This window comes from Paenibacillus sp. MT86 (assembly GCF_058792535.1).
On record NZ_CM179499.1, the window covers coordinates 6,220,415 to 6,242,154 of the forward strand.

Genomic DNA, 21,740 nt, shown 5'->3' on the forward strand with positions numbered 1-21,740 from the left:
CATCCATTTGATAGATTCATCTTAGCATGGGCAGCGGCATGGCATTTCTTTTCGCTTGCTATGTTCAAGCCAGTATTCGTCCAATTCCGTGAAAAACACATCCGTCAAAATGGCCTCCGCTCTCTTATACCGTCATATTAGTTCGATAACTCCGCTGCACGCAGTAATCTCATAACCGTTACGACCGTTTGAGCTTTGGTTACGTGGGATTGCGGATCCAGCTTGGTAGCAGACACCCCCAGCATTATCTTCTGTTCTACGACAAAGGCGACGGAAGACTTCGCATAGGACGAAACCCTGGAGTGATCCTTGAATTTGTTTAACAGGCCTTGGTTAGCTTCATCATTCTTCTTACCGGCATACTCCAGCACATTGCTTAGAATAACCGCTAATTCCTCGCGCGTAATCAAGCTGTTGGGATCAAAGATATCGCCTGTGCGTCCCTTCACCAGTCCTGCAGCTTGGGCAGCCGCGATTTCTCTGGCATATCGGGATTTCGGATCCACATCCTTGAAGCTGGAATCCTTGTCGTCAGGCAATAGACCCAGCGCTTTCACCAGGATGGAGATGATCTCGGCACGGGTAATGTTTTTATTTGCACCGAACGAATCGTTATTTTCTCCGGATACGATCATTTTGGCGGCAGCTTGCGCCACGTCTTCCCGTGCCCATGAAGGAATCGCGTCACTAAATCGGATGTCCTGCTGTACCAGCGCATAAACGCCGCTGCCGGTTTTCTTGATTTCAACGGTCACCGTGCCGTCCGTATTCACTTTAAACAATGTCGGAACGGATCGAAGCTCGTTTGTACCCGGTATATAGACCACTCCGGTCGCACGTTTTATATTTATCTTTTTCGCATCCAAGGTAACAAACTCGCTGACATGGGATTTCCCGAAGCGTGTCAGCTCGGTTGCCGTTTTATCCGCGTGTACTTGCTCAAGCTTGAACTGCAGCGGACTCGCCAGTGTTTCTTTCCCTTGAAGCAAGGCGGCCAGGCTTGCTGCGTCCTTATTGTCTGGAGCCACAATCGAGACTCTCACCGGCCCGGAAACCGAGATGAGCGAAGCCGGAATCCGGTATTCCGTACCGTTTAGGAAAACGGACAGACTGGCTTTCGCCCCTTTTTTCGCAATGGCCGCAATCACTTCTTGCGGAATTTCCAGCACCGCCTGCTTCGCGCCCGCACCCGGATGGAGCTGGAAGTTGGAGGATCCCGATTGGTTAATGCTGTTAACCGCCGCAGCCGCAGGCACGGTAACTAGGGCCTTATCTCCTTCAAGCACAACGTTTGCTTCGAGTTGATCCTTGCCTTTAGGCGGCTGTGGCGTCGATGGCGTTGTAGAACCGGATCCGCCGGAGCCTCCTCCGCCTTCAGAGCCACCGGAGCCGTTGCCCGAAGTCGTGATGCTCAGCTGATTTGAAGCGCTGGAGACGCGGTTGATCTCATCTCCCGTTCGATCCACGGCAAGCACATGGATCTTGTAATTCGTTAGGGGGCTGAGGCCCTTCACGGTATAACCGTTCGTTGCCACCGAGCCGGACAACGCATGATTCACGTACACTTCATAACCCGTTGCGCCCGTCACGGCATCCCATTTCAGCTGGATGGAGCCGGAATCGGCGCTTACCTTGGCCAGATTCCCTGGAGCCGGGAGTGCTGATGCATTGACTTTGCCGTTGATCGGCAGATCGTGAACGAGTTGGGTCGTCAGCGTCTTATTGCGGTCGCCGCTGATATCCCAGCTCATGACGCCTGCGATATCCAGCGATTTCACGATGGAGGCCGTATATTTCATGGTGTCCTTATCGTTGTAAGTGATGAACACTTTATTCTGCTCATTGTACAGGTATGGAACTTTGGCGGATTCGTTCCAGTATCTCTTATAACCGTTCTTGTCGATGTAGTTATTCTCGAGATCGCTGAAATCGAAAACGCCCGCTTCCCATGTCTTTAACGCGGATCCGCCTTTGCAAGTCTGATATTGGCCGGTAGGCGGGCAATCATCCCAGCCTTTACCGTAATATGGCACCCCGGCGATCAGCTTGTGCGTTGGCACCCCTCCGTTCAGATGGCCCAACAAACCGCCGAGCACATGATTTCTCGGAGCGGAGGAGGCGGCTCTTGGATGCTTTTGGTCAAAGAACAGCGGTGCATTATGGTGACCCAGCGTCTCCCAGCTGCCGCTGTAATCGTAAGTCATGATATTGATGAAATCGAGATACGTCACGGAATTCGCAAGATCGGCATTTTTAACGAAATTATCGCCCTGCCCGGAAGCAATCGTCAGCAGATAGTACTTCCCGTCTTCTGATCCGGCAGCATCCAGCGCCTCGCGAACGGTCTTCATTAACAATGTGAAGTTTTCCGTATCCTCCGGTCCCCGGGAGTTGTCGTCTTCCCCGCCTTCAACAGGATACTCCCAATCGATATCCAAACCATCGAATTTGTATTCTCGGAGGAAATCCACCGCGGAATTCGCAAAGGCCCGGCGTGTTTCTTCGGTCTTGGCCATGTTGGAGAAATGATTGGACCAGGACCAGCCGCCAACCGATATCATAAGCTTCAAATGCGGATTAGCGGCTTTCACGGATTCGAAAGCTTGGAAATTTTCGAAATCCTTTTCGGGATCGCCAAGTATCATCTCGCCATCATACACGTATCGATTTTGCAGCGGAACCTTTGGGTCTTCACATGCTCTTACCGTGCTTCCGAACTTCTTCCAACACAAATCAGCAAACGCGTAATTGATATGCGTGATTTGAGAAACGTCAAGATCGGACGGATAGAAATTCCGTTCGGCCGGTAGTGCTGACCAAGAGGTGTAGTAGGTAATATTATTATAATTGCTGCCTGGTACAACCGTAATCGCTTGACTGATCGGCGATGTCCATAAAGGGTTAACAGCGATGATCTGGAACGAATACGTCTTACCTTCCTGCAATCCGGCAGCCACAAACCGGTTCTCGCTGCTTGTCGCCACCTTATTTCCGTCCTGATAAATATGATAGCCCGTTGCTCCCGGAACCGGAGCCCATCCCAAGGAGACGGTAGACCTTGTAGCTGTAACAGCCTGCAGCCCCTGTGGTGCAGCGAGCTCTCCCCATTTTAAATGTACAGCGTTACTCTTCACCGAGGTTTCCGGGTTCTGTCCCTGCAATGCTTTTTGAGCAGTCACTTCAAAGATATAATCGCGATTGGCTGTTGGGTCCAGGGAGTACGTGACCGACGTCACCGTTTCCAAGGTATCGACTTTATTGCCGTCCACATACAGCTCGTATCCGGTAGCTCCTGAGCTTGCTCCCCAATTTAATGTCACCGATTTCTCGGAAACGTCCGTCACTTTCAGGTAACTCGGAGGTGAAATCGGAGCTTGTTCATATACGGTTTGATCCGCGGTGGTCGTGAATTCAAGAATATTGCTCTTCATATCCTTTGAGGGCCTGTGGTCATACCAGGTAATATATATGCGATAGGTTGTCTCGGGCTTAAGCCCTGTTACGGCATGCGTGGTTAAATTTCCCCACGTGATATAAGCATCCGTATCTGCATTCCAGACATCGATATCGTTCTTGTCTCCCTTGAGGAAATCCCATTCAAAGGTAGCCTGGTTATGCGTTACCTCCACTAATCGCAGATTCTGGGGAGCGGACGTTTTTGGAGGCTTTACATCGCCATCCAGCGTAGTAAACTCGATTACATTACTCTTATGGCGTTGGTCCGGACCTTGAGATGGTCTCTCATACCATGTAATGTACAATTTATAGGTTGTGTTGGGTTTCAAATCATCCAGGGTCCGGCTTCCGCCGTTCCCCCATGTATACCATGCATCATCCACGGCGTTCCAGACATCAATATCAAACGTATGCTGCGGATTATTTTTGTCGTAATCCCATAGTATCGTTGCTTCGGTGGCCGTGATGGAGTCTTGCTCAATACGAAGATTCTGCGGTGCCAGCGGATCCTGGGAGCCATAGGTCGAGCTTGTTACCGTCGCCGGATCGATGCCGGAGCTCGTTGCGGTCATTTCTGAAGGAGATGCGCCTTCTGCTGCAAAGGATGCAGGCGCATGAAGCAGTGGGGTAAACATGAGAATAAGGGCCAAAAAACACAGTACCCATTTCGGGCGTCTTTTCGTGATAAAGAGTATCACCGTTTTCACCTCTGTCGATTAAATTTCGATTGCAAATGATACAGCATTTCCATGAATGTCTGTTCCTCTTGGTGTCACCCGGGTGGTATCCTTGATGACTTGCCCAGCTTCGCATATCGCTCGAAATCCACTCGTTTTTGAAAGCGGTTACCAATCCAGGTAAACTTAACTATGTTAGATTCATCCCCTCCCCCTTTTCGCTCCATACCTACACCACTTGCTTGCTGTATCGCTCTACTACGGCCCCCTTTCAATGAAATCCATGTTGTTCAATCCATATTCATATAGTTGTATCATGGAACCTGCGCCATCGATTGAGAAGGGATACATTTCCATAGAGATGGGATAAATTCTTGTAATTTTATATTCTGTTAATAAATTCAATCCACAAAAAAGAGCCCTCCAAAGGCTCTTCTTCTGTTTCCTATGTAAAAGTTGACGGCCAATTCATCCCATTGAACTTAGATGCTCATGCTTTAATTTCCATACTCCGTCGGCATCTCGAACGAATACGTTCGTTGCTCTCCCGCTCCCGGTCGTGTATTCCCCCTGAAAATACCCCTCGTAGTGATAAGTATAAATGCAGACAGCCGAATGTACATCAGTCGCAATCCACACCACGTCCTCCGCCCGGTAGACCTCATCCCGGATGACGTCCCAAGCGTGCTCGAAATAGGCCCTGATTTCCTCCAGGCAACAGCAGCTCCGGTCCGAGAACCAATACACCGCTCCCTCATCGAGCAGCCGGGCTACCTGATCAAAATCATGCGTATTCGTAGCCGCTATGTAGGCCTCAAAGGCTTTTTGATATGACATTGTTTCGCACCTCCCTATCTTATATCCTACGTATTCTTCAGGATCCACGCCACGATTCTAGCAATCTTTATGGTATGATATGGAGGCAATTTTATTCACAAAAAATAACAGGTGAACGCCCATGATGAGCATCGCTCAATTCGCAGAACGCACCGGCATGGTCCCCAGTGCGCTTCGTTTCTATGAATCCAAGGGGATTCTGGTTCCGGCTGAACGGCTGGAGAACGGTTACCGGTATTATGGATTTCACCAAATTCACGAAGCCAAGCTTGTAAACAGCCTCCGTCAATCAGGCATCAGCCTTGGGGATATCCGGTGTTTCCTTGAAGCCGAGGAAAGTACGCGTTCCGAGCTGCTTGCGCGCTGGCGGCGGGAAGCTGAGGCACGTCTACTCTCCGTCCAAATTGCGAGTCAATATTTAAACGGGATGGAACCGGGTCGCGGCAGTCTGCATCTCATCAATTGGGAACAACCCCTAACCGTGATATGGCAGCCGTTTTTGGTAGACAAACCAGTAAACTCTTATTCGCGGGAAATGAAACAAGCGGCAGCCAGACTCCATGACCTCAACATTCGCACGCAAGGCTCCAGCTTGATCAAGGTGATGGACTCCCTCCCGCACGCGGTGCTAATTGAAGTCGGATATCAAATTTGTACGGAATCCTCTCGGAAGCCAACGCCTTCGAAGACACCCTCCGAAGCCTATTTGGAGTCCATCCCCCCTACCTTGTTCGTATCGGTGGACAGCTCATGGGAGGAAACCTTCGCATGCATGCGAACGATCCGCTTCCTTCAGAAGTTCGGTTTCGAACCTGCGGGCAAGCGGCTGGAGCGGCATTATCCCGATTCTCCTATATTCGAAATCATGATTCCTGTCATGCAAACTCGCTTCTCTTGACCTTCAAGTTACTTGAAGGTTTATACTGGGATTGTTCCATTTTCCAAAACTTTCTTATAGGAGGATCAAGCGAATGGTTGGATTACGGCTGGATGATTTCGATGGAGGTTTTATCATTGCCCCATGGGATCGGTTCAAGGAACTCATCGAATGGTATAGCACGCATTTGGATCTGAAAGTGACATACGAAGAGGATTACCCGGTCGAAAAAATGGCCACCCTTACTTTCCCGGCACTGGGATGCATACATATCAAGTCGGTGGAGCATGACCACCCGCATTTTGCAGTCGATTGGGGACAAAACGGAAATGTTCGCTTCTGCTTCACCGCAACGAATCTTGAAGCTGCACACGCCTATTTTCGCGAACAGGATATTCAAGTGACCGATGTGACCCAAGGCCCCTTTGACCGTACCTTCGATTTCTTCGATCCGGCTGGCAACCGCTTAACGGCAATCGAACCGGAGCCAGGTACGGAGGCGTTGGTTGCTAAAGCACCGGACGCACGCTTTCCGTTCCAAGCGATCCCCCGCTTTGGCGTTGACCGGCTGGATGAAGCCATTGCGTGGTACGAGGCTAATCTGGGCGGCAGAGTCGAACGGGTCAGTGAGGATGGAACCTCCGCGACCGTAATTATCACCGCCGAGGGCGCACCGCTCTATCTGGAAACCGTTTGGGCAGACCGAACGAAGGACGCACTTACTGTAGCTGCAAGGCCTTATTGGGTAATACGGAAGAAGGCGGACTTTTTTGAGACTCATAAACGTTTGCGGCAACAAGGATGGAAGGTTACCGATTTTGCCGGAAATCCGAAGTTTCTTGTCATGTTCCACACCTACGATCCATATGGCAACCAGATCAATGTATGGTGTTACGAAGACTGTTAGTTCATGATTTGGCACATCCATGAGTGATTCCGCGTGTACATGAAAGGGCTGCAAGCATCCCCAAAGATGACGCAGCCCTTATCGTATCGTTCACATACTTTTACTTTAACACTTGGTTTGAAAATTCGCCTTTCCTTCCAAGACGGCATTCAAGAATGTCTTCGACTTTTTCAATCGCTTCTGGATCTCTTCAATTTCTTTGATTTTTTGTTCTACCATTTTCGTCTTTGCCTCGTATGACAAGTTAAGTTGTTGATTGACTAACAAACTTAATTCTTCTATAGAAAAATCTACCGATAAAAGTACCTTCACATCATCTAGAAACTCCACAATCTCTTCGGAATAAATTCGATAATTATTTGCATCTCGTTTAACAAATGTGTCCGGAATCAGGTTCTTACGTTCATAGAATCTCAACGTTGATATGGGCAGACCCGTTAAATTTGAAACCTCGTTTATTTTCATAATAGGACCTCTTTTATTTCTTGCTATAAACCTAGGTTCATAGTTCATAATACGAAATATGATAACGAACGACATCCACAATGTCAAAAAAATCGATGTTATCAAAAAGGAGAGGTTCTATGTTTAACCATATTCAAAACAACGATTTCGCCAATATCGTTATGGGCCGACGTTCTGTCCGCAATTATGATGAGAACTTTAAAATATCGAAAGAAGAGATGAGCGAAATGATTTCGGAAGCCAGTTTGGCTCCATCCTCTGCAAATATGCAGCCTTGGCGTGTAATTGTGGTCGACACTCCGGAAGGAAAAGAAAAGCTAAGACCTCTTGTGAGGTTCAATACGTTACAGAATGATACTTCATCAGCCATGTTATTGATTTTTGGCGATACCCAAAGCTATTTATATGCTGAAGAAATTTACAATACAGCTGTGGAACAAGGAAAAATGCCGGCAGAAGTACGAGATCGTCAACTCGAAACCATTCTATCCCTGTTTCCGACTCTATCAAGAGAAATGAAAGTTGAAATTGCAAAAATCGATAGCAGCCTCTTTGCCATGCAGTTCATGTTAGTAGCTCGTGCGCATGGGTATGACACGAATCCAATGGCAGGCTTTGAAGCTGATCAGTTAGCAAAAGCATTCGATGTAGATGAAGAACGCTATGCTCCAGTCATGGTCATTTCATTAGGAAAAGCCAAAGAAGATGGGCATGAGTCCGTTCGATTAGAGCCTGACAAGATTACATTTTGGAGATAACCATGTTCCGTAGTCGTTTCACCATTCTTTCTTCAAAATAACATTAGACTCAAACGCAAGTTTATGCAAACCGAAAAACTCAATCTAAAAGAAAACGGCAGCCGGTCATTGTGATCGGCTGCTTATGATGGTTGAACTAGCAGCCGAGTGACATCGCCTGGTCCTCATTCGTAATATCCTTGCACAGCAGGCAGTCGCTTATACTCCTCCCGCTCCTCCACCATGTTGGCTGATCACATCCATAGCCTCATTTATGATCGGAACTGCCTGTTCCTTCTCGAAACAACCTGACACGATCCATACCGCTAAAAGTGCTGCAGCAACCAGGCCTTTTCTCATCCTTCTATTCCCTCCTAATAGAAATGCGTCGGAGACGGCGTAACTATTAGACGGAAGTTTATCCCATTTTGTTCCACCCGCTGCATGAACAAACAACAAGCAAGCCAATATTTCATGCCATGAATTATATTTTGTTTGTATACATGATTTTGCCCACATCGTGTCTAACGGTTTTATGACCTTGTTTAATTCCTTTCCCAATGGCTATAAGCATGACATCTTCATACCTGTCAGAAATCTGTAAGGTTGACTTTAATTGTTCGGAATCATACCCGGACATGGTAATCGTATGGAGACCCGCCTCGTTCGCCAGTAAGACTAACGACATAGACGCCAGGCTTGCGTCTCTTACTAATTCGAGCTTTAAATCTTCTTTGGATTTATTTAGATAATATTGAATAGCCGCGCTGGCTAAATAATCTCTTAATGATGCATCAAAATAACCCTTTTGAAATCCTTCTTCATGGATATGTATAATATTCTCTTTTTCAAATGCTTGATAATCGCCCAGTACAACGATTAGAGCCGACGCTTCTATTACCTGTTGCTGATGAAAGGCAATGGGGAGTAACACGTTTTTTAAATTCGGTTCGTCGATAACCAGGTACCGTGTGGCTTGAATATTGTTTCCGTTGGGCGATTTACTGGCTCCTTCAATCAAAGCCGCCAACGTTTCCGATTCCATTTTATAATGGGGGTCATAATGCCTGACAGAACGTCTTTGCTCTAATATCTCTCTCACACTCATTGTGCTCACTCCAAATGTTTTATTTGCTTCACATTCCGATTATAATGGACCGTACAGTGGCAGAAAATAACGCACAATAAAGTGGGTTAGCCACCTTTATGTGCCTATTCAGGAGGATTACATAATGAACAGCCTCAATACGGGAATCAATATTTTTATGAACACGGTAGGAGGAAAGTGGAAATGCTTAATTCTCTTCTTTCTGAGTCAAAAGCCAAGGAGAACTAAGGAGTTCTACCTGCTCATGCCGACCATTACGCAGAAAGTCTTAACCGAGCAATTAAAGCAGCTGGAAAAAGATGAGCTTGTCCGAAGAGAAGTATTTAAAGAAGTACCGCCTAAGGTAGAATACAGTTTAACTGAGCTGGGCCAATCCTTCGTGCCTGTACTACATACCATGTGTGAATGGGGCAACACCTATGCAACCGTACAAAACCTCGAAAGAGAAGAACAAATCTGTCGCCAGCATGAATAAGTGGTCGTGCATACATAGTGGCGCGAAAAAAAACGAGCAGACAATCATTCGTCTGCTCGTTCTATAATTCAAACCCCTTCATCCGTCTCATTCTCGGGAGTCTGCTCTTGCTCTTCCGAAAGCGAGCTTTCGTCGGACAGCTCATACGAGACGCCATCCACAACGACCTTCCCGATCAGGGACACGTCAAGCGGTTGATCCAGCTTCACGACGACCTGACTCGTATCAGCCGGGTTTGCCTGAACGGTGCCAAGGTCATCCGAGGTCTCCACATCCTCACCATCAACAGGATCAGACGTGTTTTCCCCTTCTGTTGTCCCGCTATTCGGATCCGCTTGGTTCCCGGATGAATCCGTCTCGGATCCTGACGGATCAGCAGCATCGGCTTCCCCTGTGGTTTCATCCGCGCACACCCGCGATAATTCAGGATCGGCCGCTTCAAGCAGCGTGCTTCCATCCTTGCCTATAATCTGTAGTTTGTCCACACTGAAATCCCGGCAAGCCGCCGGTTGTTTAAAATGGAAATTCAGCTCGGTGCTTCCCGCCTGCTCGCCTTCCTCCACCACCGTCGCCGTTAATAAAGGCTGCTCGTCTACGGTCTCGGAAGAAGCCGGCGGTACCGTAACCGGCGGCGTAACGGCCGGATTCGGATCGGCATCGCCGTCCGCGGGACCTTTGCCGTTTTGGATCATCATGAAGGCAGCGCCAGCAACAACGATTAACACAAGCAAGGAAGAAGTGATTTTTACGAACCGCGAATGCCGGCGAAACCATCGCACCAACGGCGAAGCCAACTCGGCCTTAACCTGCGCATACACCGGTTTCAGGATGGGTGCAGGCGAACGGAAATAAGTTTTTACGTAATCCTTATTTTTAAAGGCTTCGCGGTCGTGGATTTTGAAATAATCGATGATGGCGGCGGCATAAGCGGGAACAAGTCCGCGCGGTCTAACGAATACCGGCTGCTCGGCAGACCACTGAATATATTGGTATACCACGTCCGGGCTCTTGCCGTATCTGTGCAAGTAATCCAGCAAGCTCCGATAGTCTACCGCACTGGAATTGATATCCGTGCAGAAAGCCAAGGTTATGCTCTCGAAATTGGATCGTTCCACATGATGCTGCAGCCACTTCCGCATGATATGCTGGGTGCGCTCCCGTTCCTCTGCCGAGAGTTCCGCCAGCACTTCCGCTCTAACCTCTTCATGGCCGGACCACTGGTGAAGGGCCAGCATGACCGCGGCTTTGGACCGAATCCGGGAATCGAACCGCTCTACCCAGCCTTTGAACTCCTTCGGCATTTGCAGGAACCCGATGTCCATCAGCTGCTTCTGGCTTAATTGCTCAGGCTCCAGCTCACGCAAGAGAAAGAGATTGGCTGCATAGATCATCCGGTCCGCAAAGGCACGTCCGCCTTGATAACGGCCGATTCCCTTTTGCGGATCGCGTTCCAGCGCATCCAATTGATCCAGTACGGCATTGACCGTTCTCACCGGATCCGAATCCTGCTGAAGCTTATCGATAAGCTGGGCTTCCGCAAGCCGGACATAATTCTCCTGCTCCAGCAGGAGAGGGTGATTCCGAACCCACAAGCCGATCAAATCCACGAGGTCTGCAGGCGTTGCCGCTTGCTTCATGCGCGTTTTCATGTAGGGATCGAACATCAGCGCCGGCAGCCCCGGACTGGTCAGCACCCTCGCATAAAAGGCTCGGCTTAAAGACGGGCTGCTCTCCAGCAGCTCGTAAATCGCCATGGTCGTATCCTGACGCTGCTTCGATAAAGCATTATTTAAGGAGCGGATAAAATATTCCACGATCCAATCGTTATGCTGCCGGGGATTGATGCCATGATAATCCTTCAGGAATCCCGCGATCGCGGCATCCGGAACATGCCCGCCTTTGACGAGCTCGAACTCCTTGGCAAACAGGGCAAGAAACAGCTGATCCAGACGTTGCTTCGCATCCAGGGCGCCTGCCGGCTGCAGATAGAGCAGTGAAGCACGCAGCACGGCATGCTTATGCTCATGGTACAGGCCTTCATGGCCTTCTTCGATCTGGAACAGCATGCATAAATCATCATAGCTGTCCAGCGAGATCTGATGTATCGGCTCCATGTCCGCAAGCATTAGCTCGGCGAAGGCAAAAAAACGTTCGGACCGATCCGGGTCCAGCAGCGTATCCCAAGCAAAATCAAGATAAGGCTGCTCGGACCATTTCAGATCGGCATTGATGACCCGGCCTGCTGCGAGCTCAAACAAATAATCCTTCTCGATGCTCCGGTCGTTCAGGCGCAGGCTGCCCTTCTCCACGAACATGAGATGAAGCCCCTTCTTGCTCTGCGGCTCCTTGGCATAAGTTACGAATCCAAGCACCCGGCGCAGCGCATAGGGCAATCGGCCAAACAGCACAAAGAGCAGCTGCTCCGCCTTCGCGGACAACTGTTCCACCGGGACATCCAGAACGATGTATACCTTTTTCTTCCCGGCAGCCGCGGATATGCAGGCATAGATCAGCTGCTTGAATACTTTCTCGTTGATCCCGAGCTCCTCCAGCAAGGCCGGCGTCCTCTCGGACGAGACAGCGGCCCGGGAATCGGCCTGTACCGGAATCGCAGGAAGCTGCGGCAGATCGACGCCCTCTTCGATATCGTAATGATCGGCAAAAGCGGCCTGAAGCCATGTCCGGTAAGCGTTATGATCATCTCGATGGAAGCCTCCCGGAACGACGTAATGATGCGTAAAAAAGGCGCTGCGCAGCCCCGTGAAATCCGCAGGCTGAAACACGCTTCGGCCCAGCACCGTTTCCCCTGATTCGGTATGGAACAGATGAAGGGCAGCCGGATAAGACGCAGCGTCCCGTTCACTGCGCGCCGTCATCTCGGCAGGTGCTTCGTATTGGCAGAAGGGATGCAGTACCTTTTTAATAAAGGAAGCCTCCAATCCGGACGAACGGGCCACCGTGTCAAAACCTTCGGCCGAGCGGAATATGCCTCGCCGCTCACGGGTGTACATCTGCTGCTGTATGTTTCGGGTTGGGAATTCCGGCACTAGTCTTCCCTCCCCTGAATGTACTTCAGCTTGTACAGAAGCCAGATGAACGGTTCATCCACCCGAATCGGGCTGACCACGCTCTGCAGCTTCTGATCGACAGGGTTGCTGCCCAGTGCCGACACGGCAAAATAGGCGGTATTCGAAAAGTACACATCCATCGTCCCTTTGAACGGACGGTCGACCTTTTCGATAAAACGGCGGATTTCGCCGTCAATATTTTCAAACTCGGTCAAATTCAAAAACTTGCGGTGCACCACATTGTTAAAAATATTGCTGTTCAGCTTCACATATTCGCCATCCTCATCCTTAAGCGCGTGAAGCATGTCGCTCTTGGTCAAGACGACGGCGGTTGGAATATCCGTCTTGCCTTTGTCCTCATACGCGATGAAATCGCCGAACATGGTCAGCACGACATCCCGCGGCTCATCATACTGGGATACCCACTCCCCGGGCTGATCGCCGAATTTCAAACGGATTTTTTCCCGAATGGAGCGGATTTGGAGCGGATCCACCATAAACAGAATGCCCGCGGAATTCTTGATATGCTGTCCGTGCAGCCCCAAATAATCCTCATCCACCATGCCCTCGCCTGCCACGTCAAAAAATACGAGCGTCAAAGGCGGCTTCGACTCATCCTTGAACACGAATTGGAAAATAAAAGGCTCCTGCATTTTCTCCTTCTGCGTAGACGCCAGCAAATCCCCGCGTTCAAACAACGGCTCCTCATAGCCGGTGCGGAACTTGCGGCTGATCTCGGCATTCAGCGGCATGCAGGCCGCATCGAAATGATCTGCTGTCGTATGCTGAAGCGTATGAATCAGCGAAGTCATATAAACCGATTTGCCCACTTGCGAAGCACCGATAATCGAGATAATGTTGCTTGGCACCTTCCCGGCGGTAACCGGCAGCTCATTGTGGCATTTCGGGCACAGCCGTCTGCGCGTGACGATGCCGTAACGGTCATTCAATCCAACCAGGACGTGCTCCGAATAAATGTGCTGCTCCTCCGGGATGTCGCTCGGACGGATGATCGCTTCGATATCATACACCGAATCCAGCCCGAAGCGTTCACGGTACCGATTCAGCTCCTCATCTTCCCCAAGCGCATAATCCTCGTCATCCTCGCGGTCGTGGGCAGCCCGGAAGACAACCTCCTCCGGAGCAAACTTACTGAAACAGTAAGGGCAGACAATATCATAGAACAGCGGCCTTGGCTCCGGCTCCGGTTTTTTCTTGAATATATCAAAAATGCCCATCTTTCGTACCTCCCTCTGAACCCTATGAAAAAATACACACGAATGCGCTCACATGGTTAACCGTGTGTTCTTTTTGTCTCTATCTATCTGTACACCAGCTCATATCGTTGTCCGTATTTCTTGCCGTCCGTAAAAAACAGGCGAACGTAATCGTTCTTGCCCACCTCGATCGCAGGCAGTTCGTTGCGTCCGGCAGCAAAATCCGTCACGAACGGGTACAAGATGCCGTCTTCCTTGTTGACCGGATAAGCGCCCTGCTTCTTCACGTAACATAAAGCTTCCTTCGGTACCGGCACCTCTGCCGTCACCTGGATTTCGATCGTCTTATAGGGCTGCAGCCAGCGGCTTTTTTCGCGAATGGAGTAGACCAGTTTCGCTTTGCCGGTACTGAACCGAATGCGGTTCGATTCATCCTCCTGCCTGATTAACGCCATCTCTCCGTCTTCGGAAGACAAGGCGTAGACCGTGTACGTGATCTGACCGATCCCGTCCAGCCGGTCGCGGTACCCGTTGTTCGCCTTATACTCGTCACGGGTGTATAGACGCATCCCGCCTGGCTGCGAATCGCCTGCAGGCTGGCCGAATCCGTCGTCCATCGCACGGTGGATGTATACCGCTTGAAGACCCGGCGGCCAGCTCCAGCGGAGCGTGCAGTAACCATCGTCTAGTTGATAGCTTAATCCCTGAATGACCCATTCTCCGGGCTCCGCATGTTTAAACCGCATCTCGAACGCCCCCTGCTTTAAAATCCTCGGCTTGTTGAATCATTCGGCCGCTGCCCTCTTCCCGTTCGGCCCGGCCGCTGCACGTTGCGGATGATCTTGCTGCTCTCCTTAACCGGAATCACCAGCGTGAACAAAGCGATGATCCCCGCGAGCAAAAGGCAGGCAATCAGACGAACGGAGGCATCCCCGATTTCCTCGCCGGAGAGGCCGTATTCCAGAACCACGCCTGCCAGTACGCCCGATACCGCGCCGCCGATGCTGAAGCTCAGCGCAAGATGGCGATTGTCAAACACCGTGCCGAGGGCCAGGCCCATGGCGGCGCCGATGAGCAGCATCGCAGCGATTCTTCCGATCTGATGATACACGCTGTCTTCCATAGCGCCCGTACGTTTCGTCAACAGCGAACGGTCTCCAACGTCGTCATAGATTTTCTGGAAAACGAAAGACAAATCCTCCGCATGCTGAACGTCGTAATATTGTCCGCCCGTTTCCGCCGCAATCGTCTGAAGCAGCTGTGCACCGTCCGGGTTGACAAGGCTGAGGCCAATCGTATTTACCGCGATTTGCTGCTGTTTGTACTCCGCAAGCACACGATCATGGTCGGTTTCGCTAAATCCGTCCGACAGCATGATGACCATGGCGCTTCGGCCGGCATCCCGGCTTTCCTGAATATGCGACATGGTATCCTCCAGCGCAAGACTGATGTCCGTACCGCCATCGTTCGTTGCCAAACCGTCGATTTCCGCGATGATCTCATCCTTGGTTTCTTGGTTCTTCACGCGCGTGAACGGCTGCAGTAACGTTGTTGCATGATCAAACACCATCACGGATACGCGGTTATCCCGATCCATGCGGTTGATCAGATTTTTGGCTGCCGTGTACCGGTCCTGATTCGGGTCCGTCTCGTTCATGCTGCCCGAATTGTCAATGACCAGCACGATATCCTTCACGGGCTTGGCGCTGCCCGGGTTCAACTGGTACGCCCATTCAAACAGCATGCCAAGGAGGAACAGGGCCACCAACGTGGATGGAATCAGCAGCTTCCATGATGTGCCCGTGTACCGCTGTCTCCATGAGCTTCCGCTCAAACGGGGGGAGATCAGTTCTGCGATTAAACAGGCCAAGCCGATGCATAAGGCCAGAATCCCGAAATAAATCCCCGTAACCACGATGACAGGAAGCCCTGTCCCCCACTGGCGAAGCAAAAACTCCCCAATGGCAAATCCGAGTCCCCCACCGACCAGGCTAAGCAGCAGCAGGAGAGGGTTTAATTTTCGTTGCACAATACACGCCTACTCTCTGTATCAGAATCGAAGAACGCTAACGCAGCTCGGGAAGCTGCGCCGGTTCCATGCCATGAAATTCATAACCATTTGCCGTGTAGGTCTCGTAGTAGGTTCTGCCATTCCGGTAATACATCAGATCCTCCAGATGGAAACCTCCCATCAGGTTCAGCTTCTCGACCCCGCTGGAGCGCTTCTCGTGCACGATGCCCAGCTTGTACACCCGTAAAGCTTCATCGGCATGGATCGCATAGCGGACGAATTCGCTGTCGGCATCGCCGAAGAAATATTTTTCCTCATACCGATGCTCCTGCGTATAATCAAGCAGCCTGACCAGCGTAACGGAGTTCTCCTCCAGCATCCGGTATAACACCTTAAACAGGTCTTCCTTGGCCAGCACCTGCTTGTTATTGTAGTCGATGGTGACGTTCGCCCGCCGCAGCAGTTCTTCCTCGAAGGTCTGCACGAACGGCTCTGCCGTCAATAGCTCCCTCAGACAGACCCGGATCATGTTCGACAGGATCGGTTCGATCCCTTCATGCGTAACGATGGAGAGATTGCCGACATACCGTTCCTCGAAGAACACGCCTTCGCCGCGCTTGCTCTCCAGCTCCAGCATCAGCTCCTCCGTCACGAGGCCGTAATACTCCATCAGGTTCTGGCCGATATAATCGTCTGCGGCACGGATGCTGGAACGGGCCGCCTCCAGCAGCTCCGCCTCCAGCTGATCCAGCATGCCTGCCTGCTGTTTGTACTGACGGTGAATACGTTCAAGCTCCGTCTCATACAGCCTGTAGAGCTCAAGCTCCGTTTCCAGCTGCAGCAGCTCATATTTGCGCCGATAGACCTCGCCCACGAAATATCGAATGAAATGGCGCACATTCTGTTTATCCCGAAAAGGAAGCTTCTTAAACGGCTGGCTTTCGACGCTTTCCTCATAATAGCGGTTTAGTTCGTCCTGCTCGGTCTTAAGCAAGCTGCCGAGATCCCGGATCCGGGATCGAACCGCTTCAAGCAAAATGCCCGCTCCGGCCTTATCGCTCGTCCACGCTGCAATTTGATAACAACCGATTTGCGGGTGAGTCGCCAAAGAGCGGCGCAGCGCATCATGCAGTTCTTCTGCGGTGCTCATATCGCTCAGTCTCTTTCGGGCCGCCAGCTCGTAATTGTCGCGAAAAAACTGCCGGCAGCCATCTCCGAAGAGCGCCTCTTCCGCCTCGCGAATATTCATTCGCTTCAGCCCGGCATAACTGACGGGATGCGACATCATGCCTTTCAGTCCGTCCAGCTGCTCGGAGGCCGGCAGCATCCGGTCCGCTCTTGCCGTTACGGCCTCCGAGTCGAGACCGAAATAGGCCAGGCATTCATGAACCTCCGGCTCCGGCCTGTTCTTCATGCGAAGCAGCAGTCCGCGGCACAGATGGTAAAGGACCGTTAGCGCAATCGGCTCATTGGGCCTCTTCACCCGGGCAAAGCCGGCGGAGACAAAGCCTTGGCGGCCGGATTCGGTCATGATATTGCTTTTGAATGACGTATTGTTGTAAATGCCTCGGATCCCGTCATAGGTCTCGTCCTTCTGCTTCCGGTTCTTGAGCAGGCCCAGGTGGCAGATGATATCGTAGATATCCTGCATGCCGGCGTAACCCGAGATGCCGCGTTCATTCTTGTCGGACAGCACATAGACGAGATCAAACAATGGGGATGCCGGGTGGACGACCGGAATCGTCAGCCCGTCCTCCGTTACCTGCAGCGGCGCGGAGAAGCTGTATTCCCTGCTCTGCATCAGCTCCAGTTCCCGCAGAAACGCAACGCCTACGGAGCTCGCATAACCGTAGGATTCAATCTGCTCCCTTTCATTAATGAGCGCGTACAAATCCATCTGCACCGACTTGAACGACTGCTGGAATATGGATTCGGCCAGCAATGAAATTTCCGGGATAAATACATTAAACGGGTCATCGACCCGTGTAATGACAGACAGATGAACCCGGTCAAACGAAGCATAGCTGCGTCCAAAGTCTGAAATATGGTGGCTTAACTTCCGAATCGCTTGATTCAACCCGGACAGATAATGCGGGTTCTGATAGAAGCTCCGGTACAGCTCCTTCCGCATCGATTTGGATGCGGCGTCTGACACCGGCAGCTGCAGGTGGTATCGGTGAAGCCGACCGGAGAGTCCGGGGCCTTGGGGCCCTCGTCCTTCGCTCCGGTCCGTGCCTACATGAAAATAAACGACGCTGGCGCTGTTATCCCATTTTCGGTCCTGAATTTCCATGATCGGTTCGATGGCGGACGCTGTCTTGTCGCCAATGAACAAGTATACCTCCGGGTAGTGGATGCTGCTCTGATCATCCTCCATCAAGGTAAGCTGCTCTTCCGACTTGGCATAGCCGGCAGCATACTGGCGAAGAATCTCCCTCATCGTCTATTTCAACCTTCTTCGGATGTCATTTAATTTCGAAGATACCTGTCTGTAGAACTGGTACCGCTCTTCGCCGTCCGCAAGCTCCACCTTCTCGTATTCCAGCCGGTCGCGCGTTTCCAGGAACCGTTCGGCCAATTCTTCCAGCTTCGTGAGCAGCGGCGTAATATCCTCGGAAGCGGTCAGCTCCTGATCGCGGCGGGAGGATTTGCGAAGCAGCGTGCTGCGGCTTTTCTCATCAAGCTGACGGAAGTACTTGTAGACTTCATACTCCACGTCGTTCACGCTTTTCAGCAGGTTGGCAAACGGCTCCCAGGAATCTTCCTCCGGATCGCGATCATAAACGAAGAGCGCACCCTTCTTGGTGATCGTCCCGGTGTACAACGCCTCGATGAATTGATCAAGCCATTTCTCTTCATTCTGATTGTCGCTGATCAAGAGCTCGAATTCCGTGATTTTGGCCGCGATGGCAGCATATTTCTTCAGCTCTTCCCGGACGATGCGGATCATTTCCGGAGAACGGATCAAATTCTCCTTGGCCATTTCCTCGTTGATGCTGTTGAAAATATCCTTGGAGCCTACCCGCTCCAGCCCCTCGTTCATCAATCGCTTCAGCTCGGTCCAGGCCCGCTTGACCTCGCCAAGGTTAGGCTTGGGACTATCAAGCTGCAGATCATAAGCGCGAAGCAGCTCATTCAGGTCAAACGGCTTCGTAAACACGACCGCATAACGGCTGCTCGTATTCTGGTCAACGTCCTTCTGGATGACGACCTTATACTCAAGCGCTTGGCTGAATTCGGACCGAACCCGGGCATTGTACTCCTGAACCCGCGGGTTGACGTAGGTATCCCCCCAGGATTTTTCGGGAATCGGCGACGGCAGGTACGTCCAATTGTTGCGGTCCGTCTGCACCAAGTGGCGTCCAACGCCTTCCTTGTCCATGATCGTGCGTTCGTAGCTTTCCTCATAAACCTTCAGCGGCGTGTAGACGAACAGCGGCACGCCGTTCTTCGTATTCAGCCAGAAGATCCGGTTCTTCACTTCGCTTTCCTTCACGGTGAAATGGGATTTCCCGACCGAATTGTTCTGATAATTGCGAATCCCCTTCAGAATGCTCGGTGCCTGTACCGGCACGGACACGAAGCCCCAGGAAGGGAAGTACAGATTGCCTGCGCTGTTGCTCAGATGGAAGACCGGCACGGCTTCGTCATCCAGCTTGCTGGCGATACTGCGCTCGACGAATTTTTCGATGGAATCCTCCTGACCGAATTTCATGACCAGGAAATCCTCCATCGAACGGGTGATCAGATCGCCGAATTTATCGGTAAGAAACTCCGAAATGGAACGGACGACATCGATCTCCTGCTCCCGGGTCCAACGATTGGCATGACTCAGCAGCTCCTGGGCGAAATCGCGGATGAGATCGTCCACATCCTTCTGATCCATGATTTTGTTGATGACGTCGGAAATGTCGGGCACGCTCACCAGGTTCCAGTAATACGTCTTGTTCCCTTTATGATCCTGCTGTTCTTCCCCGTTCACGAGAATGTCGCCGTTCTTGGCGAAAATCGAATTCAGCGCATTCAGAATCTCCGTGTATACGCTATAAATCCGGTTATTCTCCTGGTTCAGCAGATCGTATAAATCCTCGTAAAATTCAATCATCTGCTCGGTGCGTTCCACATCGGCTTCCAGCCAATATTCGTTGATTTTGGCTTCGATATAAATGTTTTTCTTCTTGTCCTTCGAGACAAAAGCGCTCTTTGCATCGCCCAGACGATCGATCGCCTGTTCTCTGGCCGACTCGATGTCCCGCGGTATGCGGGTCAGATTCTCCCGCAGCGCTTCGATGTAGGACAGCAGCATCTTCAGCAGGCTAAAGCCCTTCTCCGTATAGATCAACCGCGATACGTAAAACGGTCCTTGCTGCGGATGCAGGAACATCCGGCGGATTTGATCGCTGAACTGAGCCACGATCTCGCCCGGCAGCTGCTTCTTCGCTTTGATGTATTCCTCGCGGGCTCTAGCCAGAAAATTCTGTTCCAGCTCCGTGTCCATATTAATGACCTGGTTTTTCACCACGTTCGCGTAGCTGAGCCGCTCGCTGTTCTGGTATCCGGGCAGCGGCTCCGGTACGCGGGATTCGAAGTTCTTGGTCATCGAGTCCAGGTCGATGCCCAGCTTGCTCGCAAATTTCTCGACGTCCTCCTGGCTCGGCGCTTTCTCGAACATGGTTTGCATTTTGCCGAAGACGCGGTATGCCAGATACGTCGTCATCTCTTCGATCGGCAGCACGGCCGAAGATGCGCCGATGATGTTGTAGTCGTAATTGGCAGGATACGCCTTGTTCATCTGCGCAATATTGGTGCGGATGTTGCTGATATAGTCATGGATCGCAAATTCTTCGCCGGACTGTTTTTCCTCGCTGGCCATGAAGTTCGTGATGTTCTCCGCGGTAACGTTCATGCAGTAATCGTAGGCATTCTCCAGCAGCTTGCCTTCCGTATTCGTAGCGGATATCAGATGACATAGATTAAATGGAGGCAGCGGAGAGTTTACGTTCAGAATGTTGCCGTACTGCTGCTTGAACCGTTCGCCTCTGGCATCCACGTTCATCCAGTAGTCCAGCTCTTTGAGCGCGGCATAACCGTTCTTCTTGATGTACTCGCGCGTATGCTCGCTCAAGCTTTTGTTCGCCAGATTGATATCCGGCGTAAACAGATAGCCGAGCGTGTTCACGCGGTCGATGCCGGCAGAGCCGTGATCGCGTTCGATAATGCCGCGGACGATATAGGCGATGTCCAAGAAGCAGCCGCTGCCCGTACCGCCGGAGAGCCCCGTCAGCAGGAAGACCATCAGCTTTTTGTTCGTGCCGACCGACAGCGTTTTGATCTTCTTGTCGATCGCCTGCACCACTTGGGTAATCTTCGTGAACAGGAGCAAGCGGCCCGCCTGGCGTACGCCTGCGGCCCCGTTCATGCCGTCGGTAATGCTCAGCTCGGGCGACAGCCAATCCGTAATGTAAGGCTCCAGGATGCTGCGGTTCTGGAGAAGGCCTCCGATCTCGGCATTGGAGAGAAGCACGAATTCATTGATCGGATCCAGTCCGATCCCCTTGTAGCGCTTATTCTTATCCTGTTCGTTGGTCTCAAAAGCCAGAAACTCCACGTTATCCGGCTTGTCCATTCTTTTCTTGGACAACGGATCCTCCGGCAGCTTGAAACGGCGGTTAATCTGATATTTCAAGCGCAGCAGCGCATCGATCCCCGTCCCTCCAAGTCCAATGATGAGGATCGGATTGTCGATGGTATCCACCCGTATTTTCTCGCTGACAATGCCGCCTCCGAGTGAAACGTCAAGCTGCTGTATATGTTCTCTAACTACCGGTTTCATAACTTCCCCTCCTGATAGGTCATGGCATTAAAAGGTTTGTTCAAAAAGTCCGCTTTCGATAAATCGACCTTT

The 21,740-nt window shown here is 51.2% G+C and carries 15 protein-coding genes; 4 read left to right on the forward strand and 11 right to left on the reverse strand.

Going from position 1 to position 21,740, the window contains the following annotated elements:
* Positions 1–137: 137 nt before the first annotated feature.
* The gene (locus tag AC3RCL_RS28400) at positions 138–4,028 is read right to left on the reverse strand and encodes a glycosyl hydrolase family 18 protein (RefSeq protein WP_492533306.1); all 3,891 of its coding nucleotides are present in this window, start codon (positions 4,026–4,028) and stop codon (positions 138–140) included.
* Positions 4,029–4,601: 573 nt separating this feature from the next.
* Complete coding sequence (locus AC3RCL_RS28405; protein WP_119846280.1) at positions 4,602–4,970, reverse strand: YybH family protein; 369 nt, start codon at positions 4,968–4,970, stop codon at positions 4,602–4,604.
* Positions 4,971–5,091: 121 nt separating this feature from the next.
* Here AC3RCL_RS28405 and AC3RCL_RS28410 point away from each other — a divergent pair, with 121 nt between their 5' ends.
* Together AC3RCL_RS28410 and AC3RCL_RS28415 are read left to right on the forward strand one after the other, a co-directional pair.
* A complete protein-coding gene (locus AC3RCL_RS28410) occupies positions 5,092–5,868 on the forward strand; it encodes a helix-turn-helix domain-containing protein (protein WP_492533309.1) in 777 nt (258 codons plus the stop codon).
* 73 nt (positions 5,869–5,941) lie between these two features.
* Positions 5,942–6,754 (forward strand): VOC family protein, encoded by an 813-nt coding sequence (locus AC3RCL_RS28415; protein ID WP_492533311.1) that lies wholly within the window; start codon positions 5,942–5,944, stop codon positions 6,752–6,754.
* 105 nt (positions 6,755–6,859) lie between these two features.
* Here AC3RCL_RS28415 and AC3RCL_RS28420 read toward each other — a convergent pair whose 3' ends face one another.
* Positions 6,860–7,219, reverse strand: coding sequence for a MerR family transcriptional regulator (locus AC3RCL_RS28420; RefSeq protein ID WP_192570496.1), 360 nt, complete (start codon positions 7,217–7,219; stop codon positions 6,860–6,862).
* Positions 7,220–7,338: 119 nt separating this feature from the next.
* Between AC3RCL_RS28420 and AC3RCL_RS28425 the strand changes: the two genes are divergently transcribed.
* Positions 7,339–7,977 (forward strand): nitroreductase family protein, encoded by a 639-nt coding sequence (locus AC3RCL_RS28425; protein ID WP_492533313.1) that lies wholly within the window; start codon positions 7,339–7,341, stop codon positions 7,975–7,977.
* A 198-nt stretch (positions 7,978–8,175) separates the two neighbouring features.
* On the opposite strand, the gene AC3RCL_RS28430 is transcribed toward AC3RCL_RS28425, so the two are convergent.
* Both AC3RCL_RS28430 and AC3RCL_RS28435 read right to left on the reverse strand, forming a co-directional pair.
* Entirely contained in the window at positions 8,176–8,316 is a 141-nt protein-coding gene (locus AC3RCL_RS28430) for a hypothetical protein (RefSeq protein WP_277747118.1), read from the reverse strand.
* A gap of 124 nt (positions 8,317–8,440) precedes the next feature.
* Entirely contained in the window at positions 8,441–9,064 is a 624-nt protein-coding gene (locus AC3RCL_RS28435) for a nitroreductase family protein (RefSeq protein WP_277747119.1), read from the reverse strand.
* Between the two features lie 124 nt (positions 9,065–9,188).
* Between AC3RCL_RS28435 and AC3RCL_RS28440 the strand changes: the two genes are divergently transcribed.
* Complete coding sequence (locus AC3RCL_RS28440) at positions 9,189–9,539, forward strand: winged helix-turn-helix transcriptional regulator (RefSeq protein WP_096776861.1); 351 nt, start codon at positions 9,189–9,191, stop codon at positions 9,537–9,539.
* Between the two features lie 68 nt (positions 9,540–9,607).
* Here AC3RCL_RS28440 and AC3RCL_RS28445 read toward each other — a convergent pair whose 3' ends face one another.
* From AC3RCL_RS28445 to AC3RCL_RS28470, 6 genes are all read right to left on the reverse strand, one after another.
* Positions 9,608–12,586 (reverse strand): GAP1-N2 domain-containing protein, encoded by a 2,979-nt coding sequence (locus AC3RCL_RS28445; protein ID WP_492533317.1) that lies wholly within the window; start codon positions 12,584–12,586, stop codon positions 9,608–9,610.
* The gene (locus AC3RCL_RS28450) at positions 12,586–13,845 is read right to left on the reverse strand and encodes a hypothetical protein (RefSeq protein ID WP_492533318.1); all 1,260 of its coding nucleotides are present in this window, start codon (positions 13,843–13,845) and stop codon (positions 12,586–12,588) included. Before AC3RCL_RS28450 ends, AC3RCL_RS28445 begins: the two co-directional genes overlap by 1 nt.
* A gap of 83 nt (positions 13,846–13,928) precedes the next feature.
* Positions 13,929–14,570, reverse strand: a complete 642-nt coding sequence (locus AC3RCL_RS28455; protein WP_452520697.1) for a beta-mannanase — start codon at positions 14,568–14,570, stop codon at positions 13,929–13,931.
* A gap of 17 nt (positions 14,571–14,587) precedes the next feature.
* The gene (locus AC3RCL_RS28460; RefSeq protein WP_015737598.1) at positions 14,588–15,853 is read right to left on the reverse strand and encodes a vWA domain-containing protein; all 1,266 of its coding nucleotides are present in this window, start codon (positions 15,851–15,853) and stop codon (positions 14,588–14,590) included.
* Between the two features lie 37 nt (positions 15,854–15,890).
* The gene (locus AC3RCL_RS28465; RefSeq protein ID WP_492533321.1) at positions 15,891–18,275 is read right to left on the reverse strand and encodes a transcription initiation factor TFIID; all 2,385 of its coding nucleotides are present in this window, start codon (positions 18,273–18,275) and stop codon (positions 15,891–15,893) included.
* 3 nt (positions 18,276–18,278) lie between these two features.
* On the reverse strand, positions 18,279–21,668 hold the full coding sequence (locus AC3RCL_RS28470; RefSeq protein WP_492533323.1) for a tubulin-like doman-containing protein: 3,390 nt from the start codon (positions 21,666–21,668) through the stop codon (positions 18,279–18,281).
* Between the last annotated feature and the right edge of the window lie 72 nt (positions 21,669–21,740).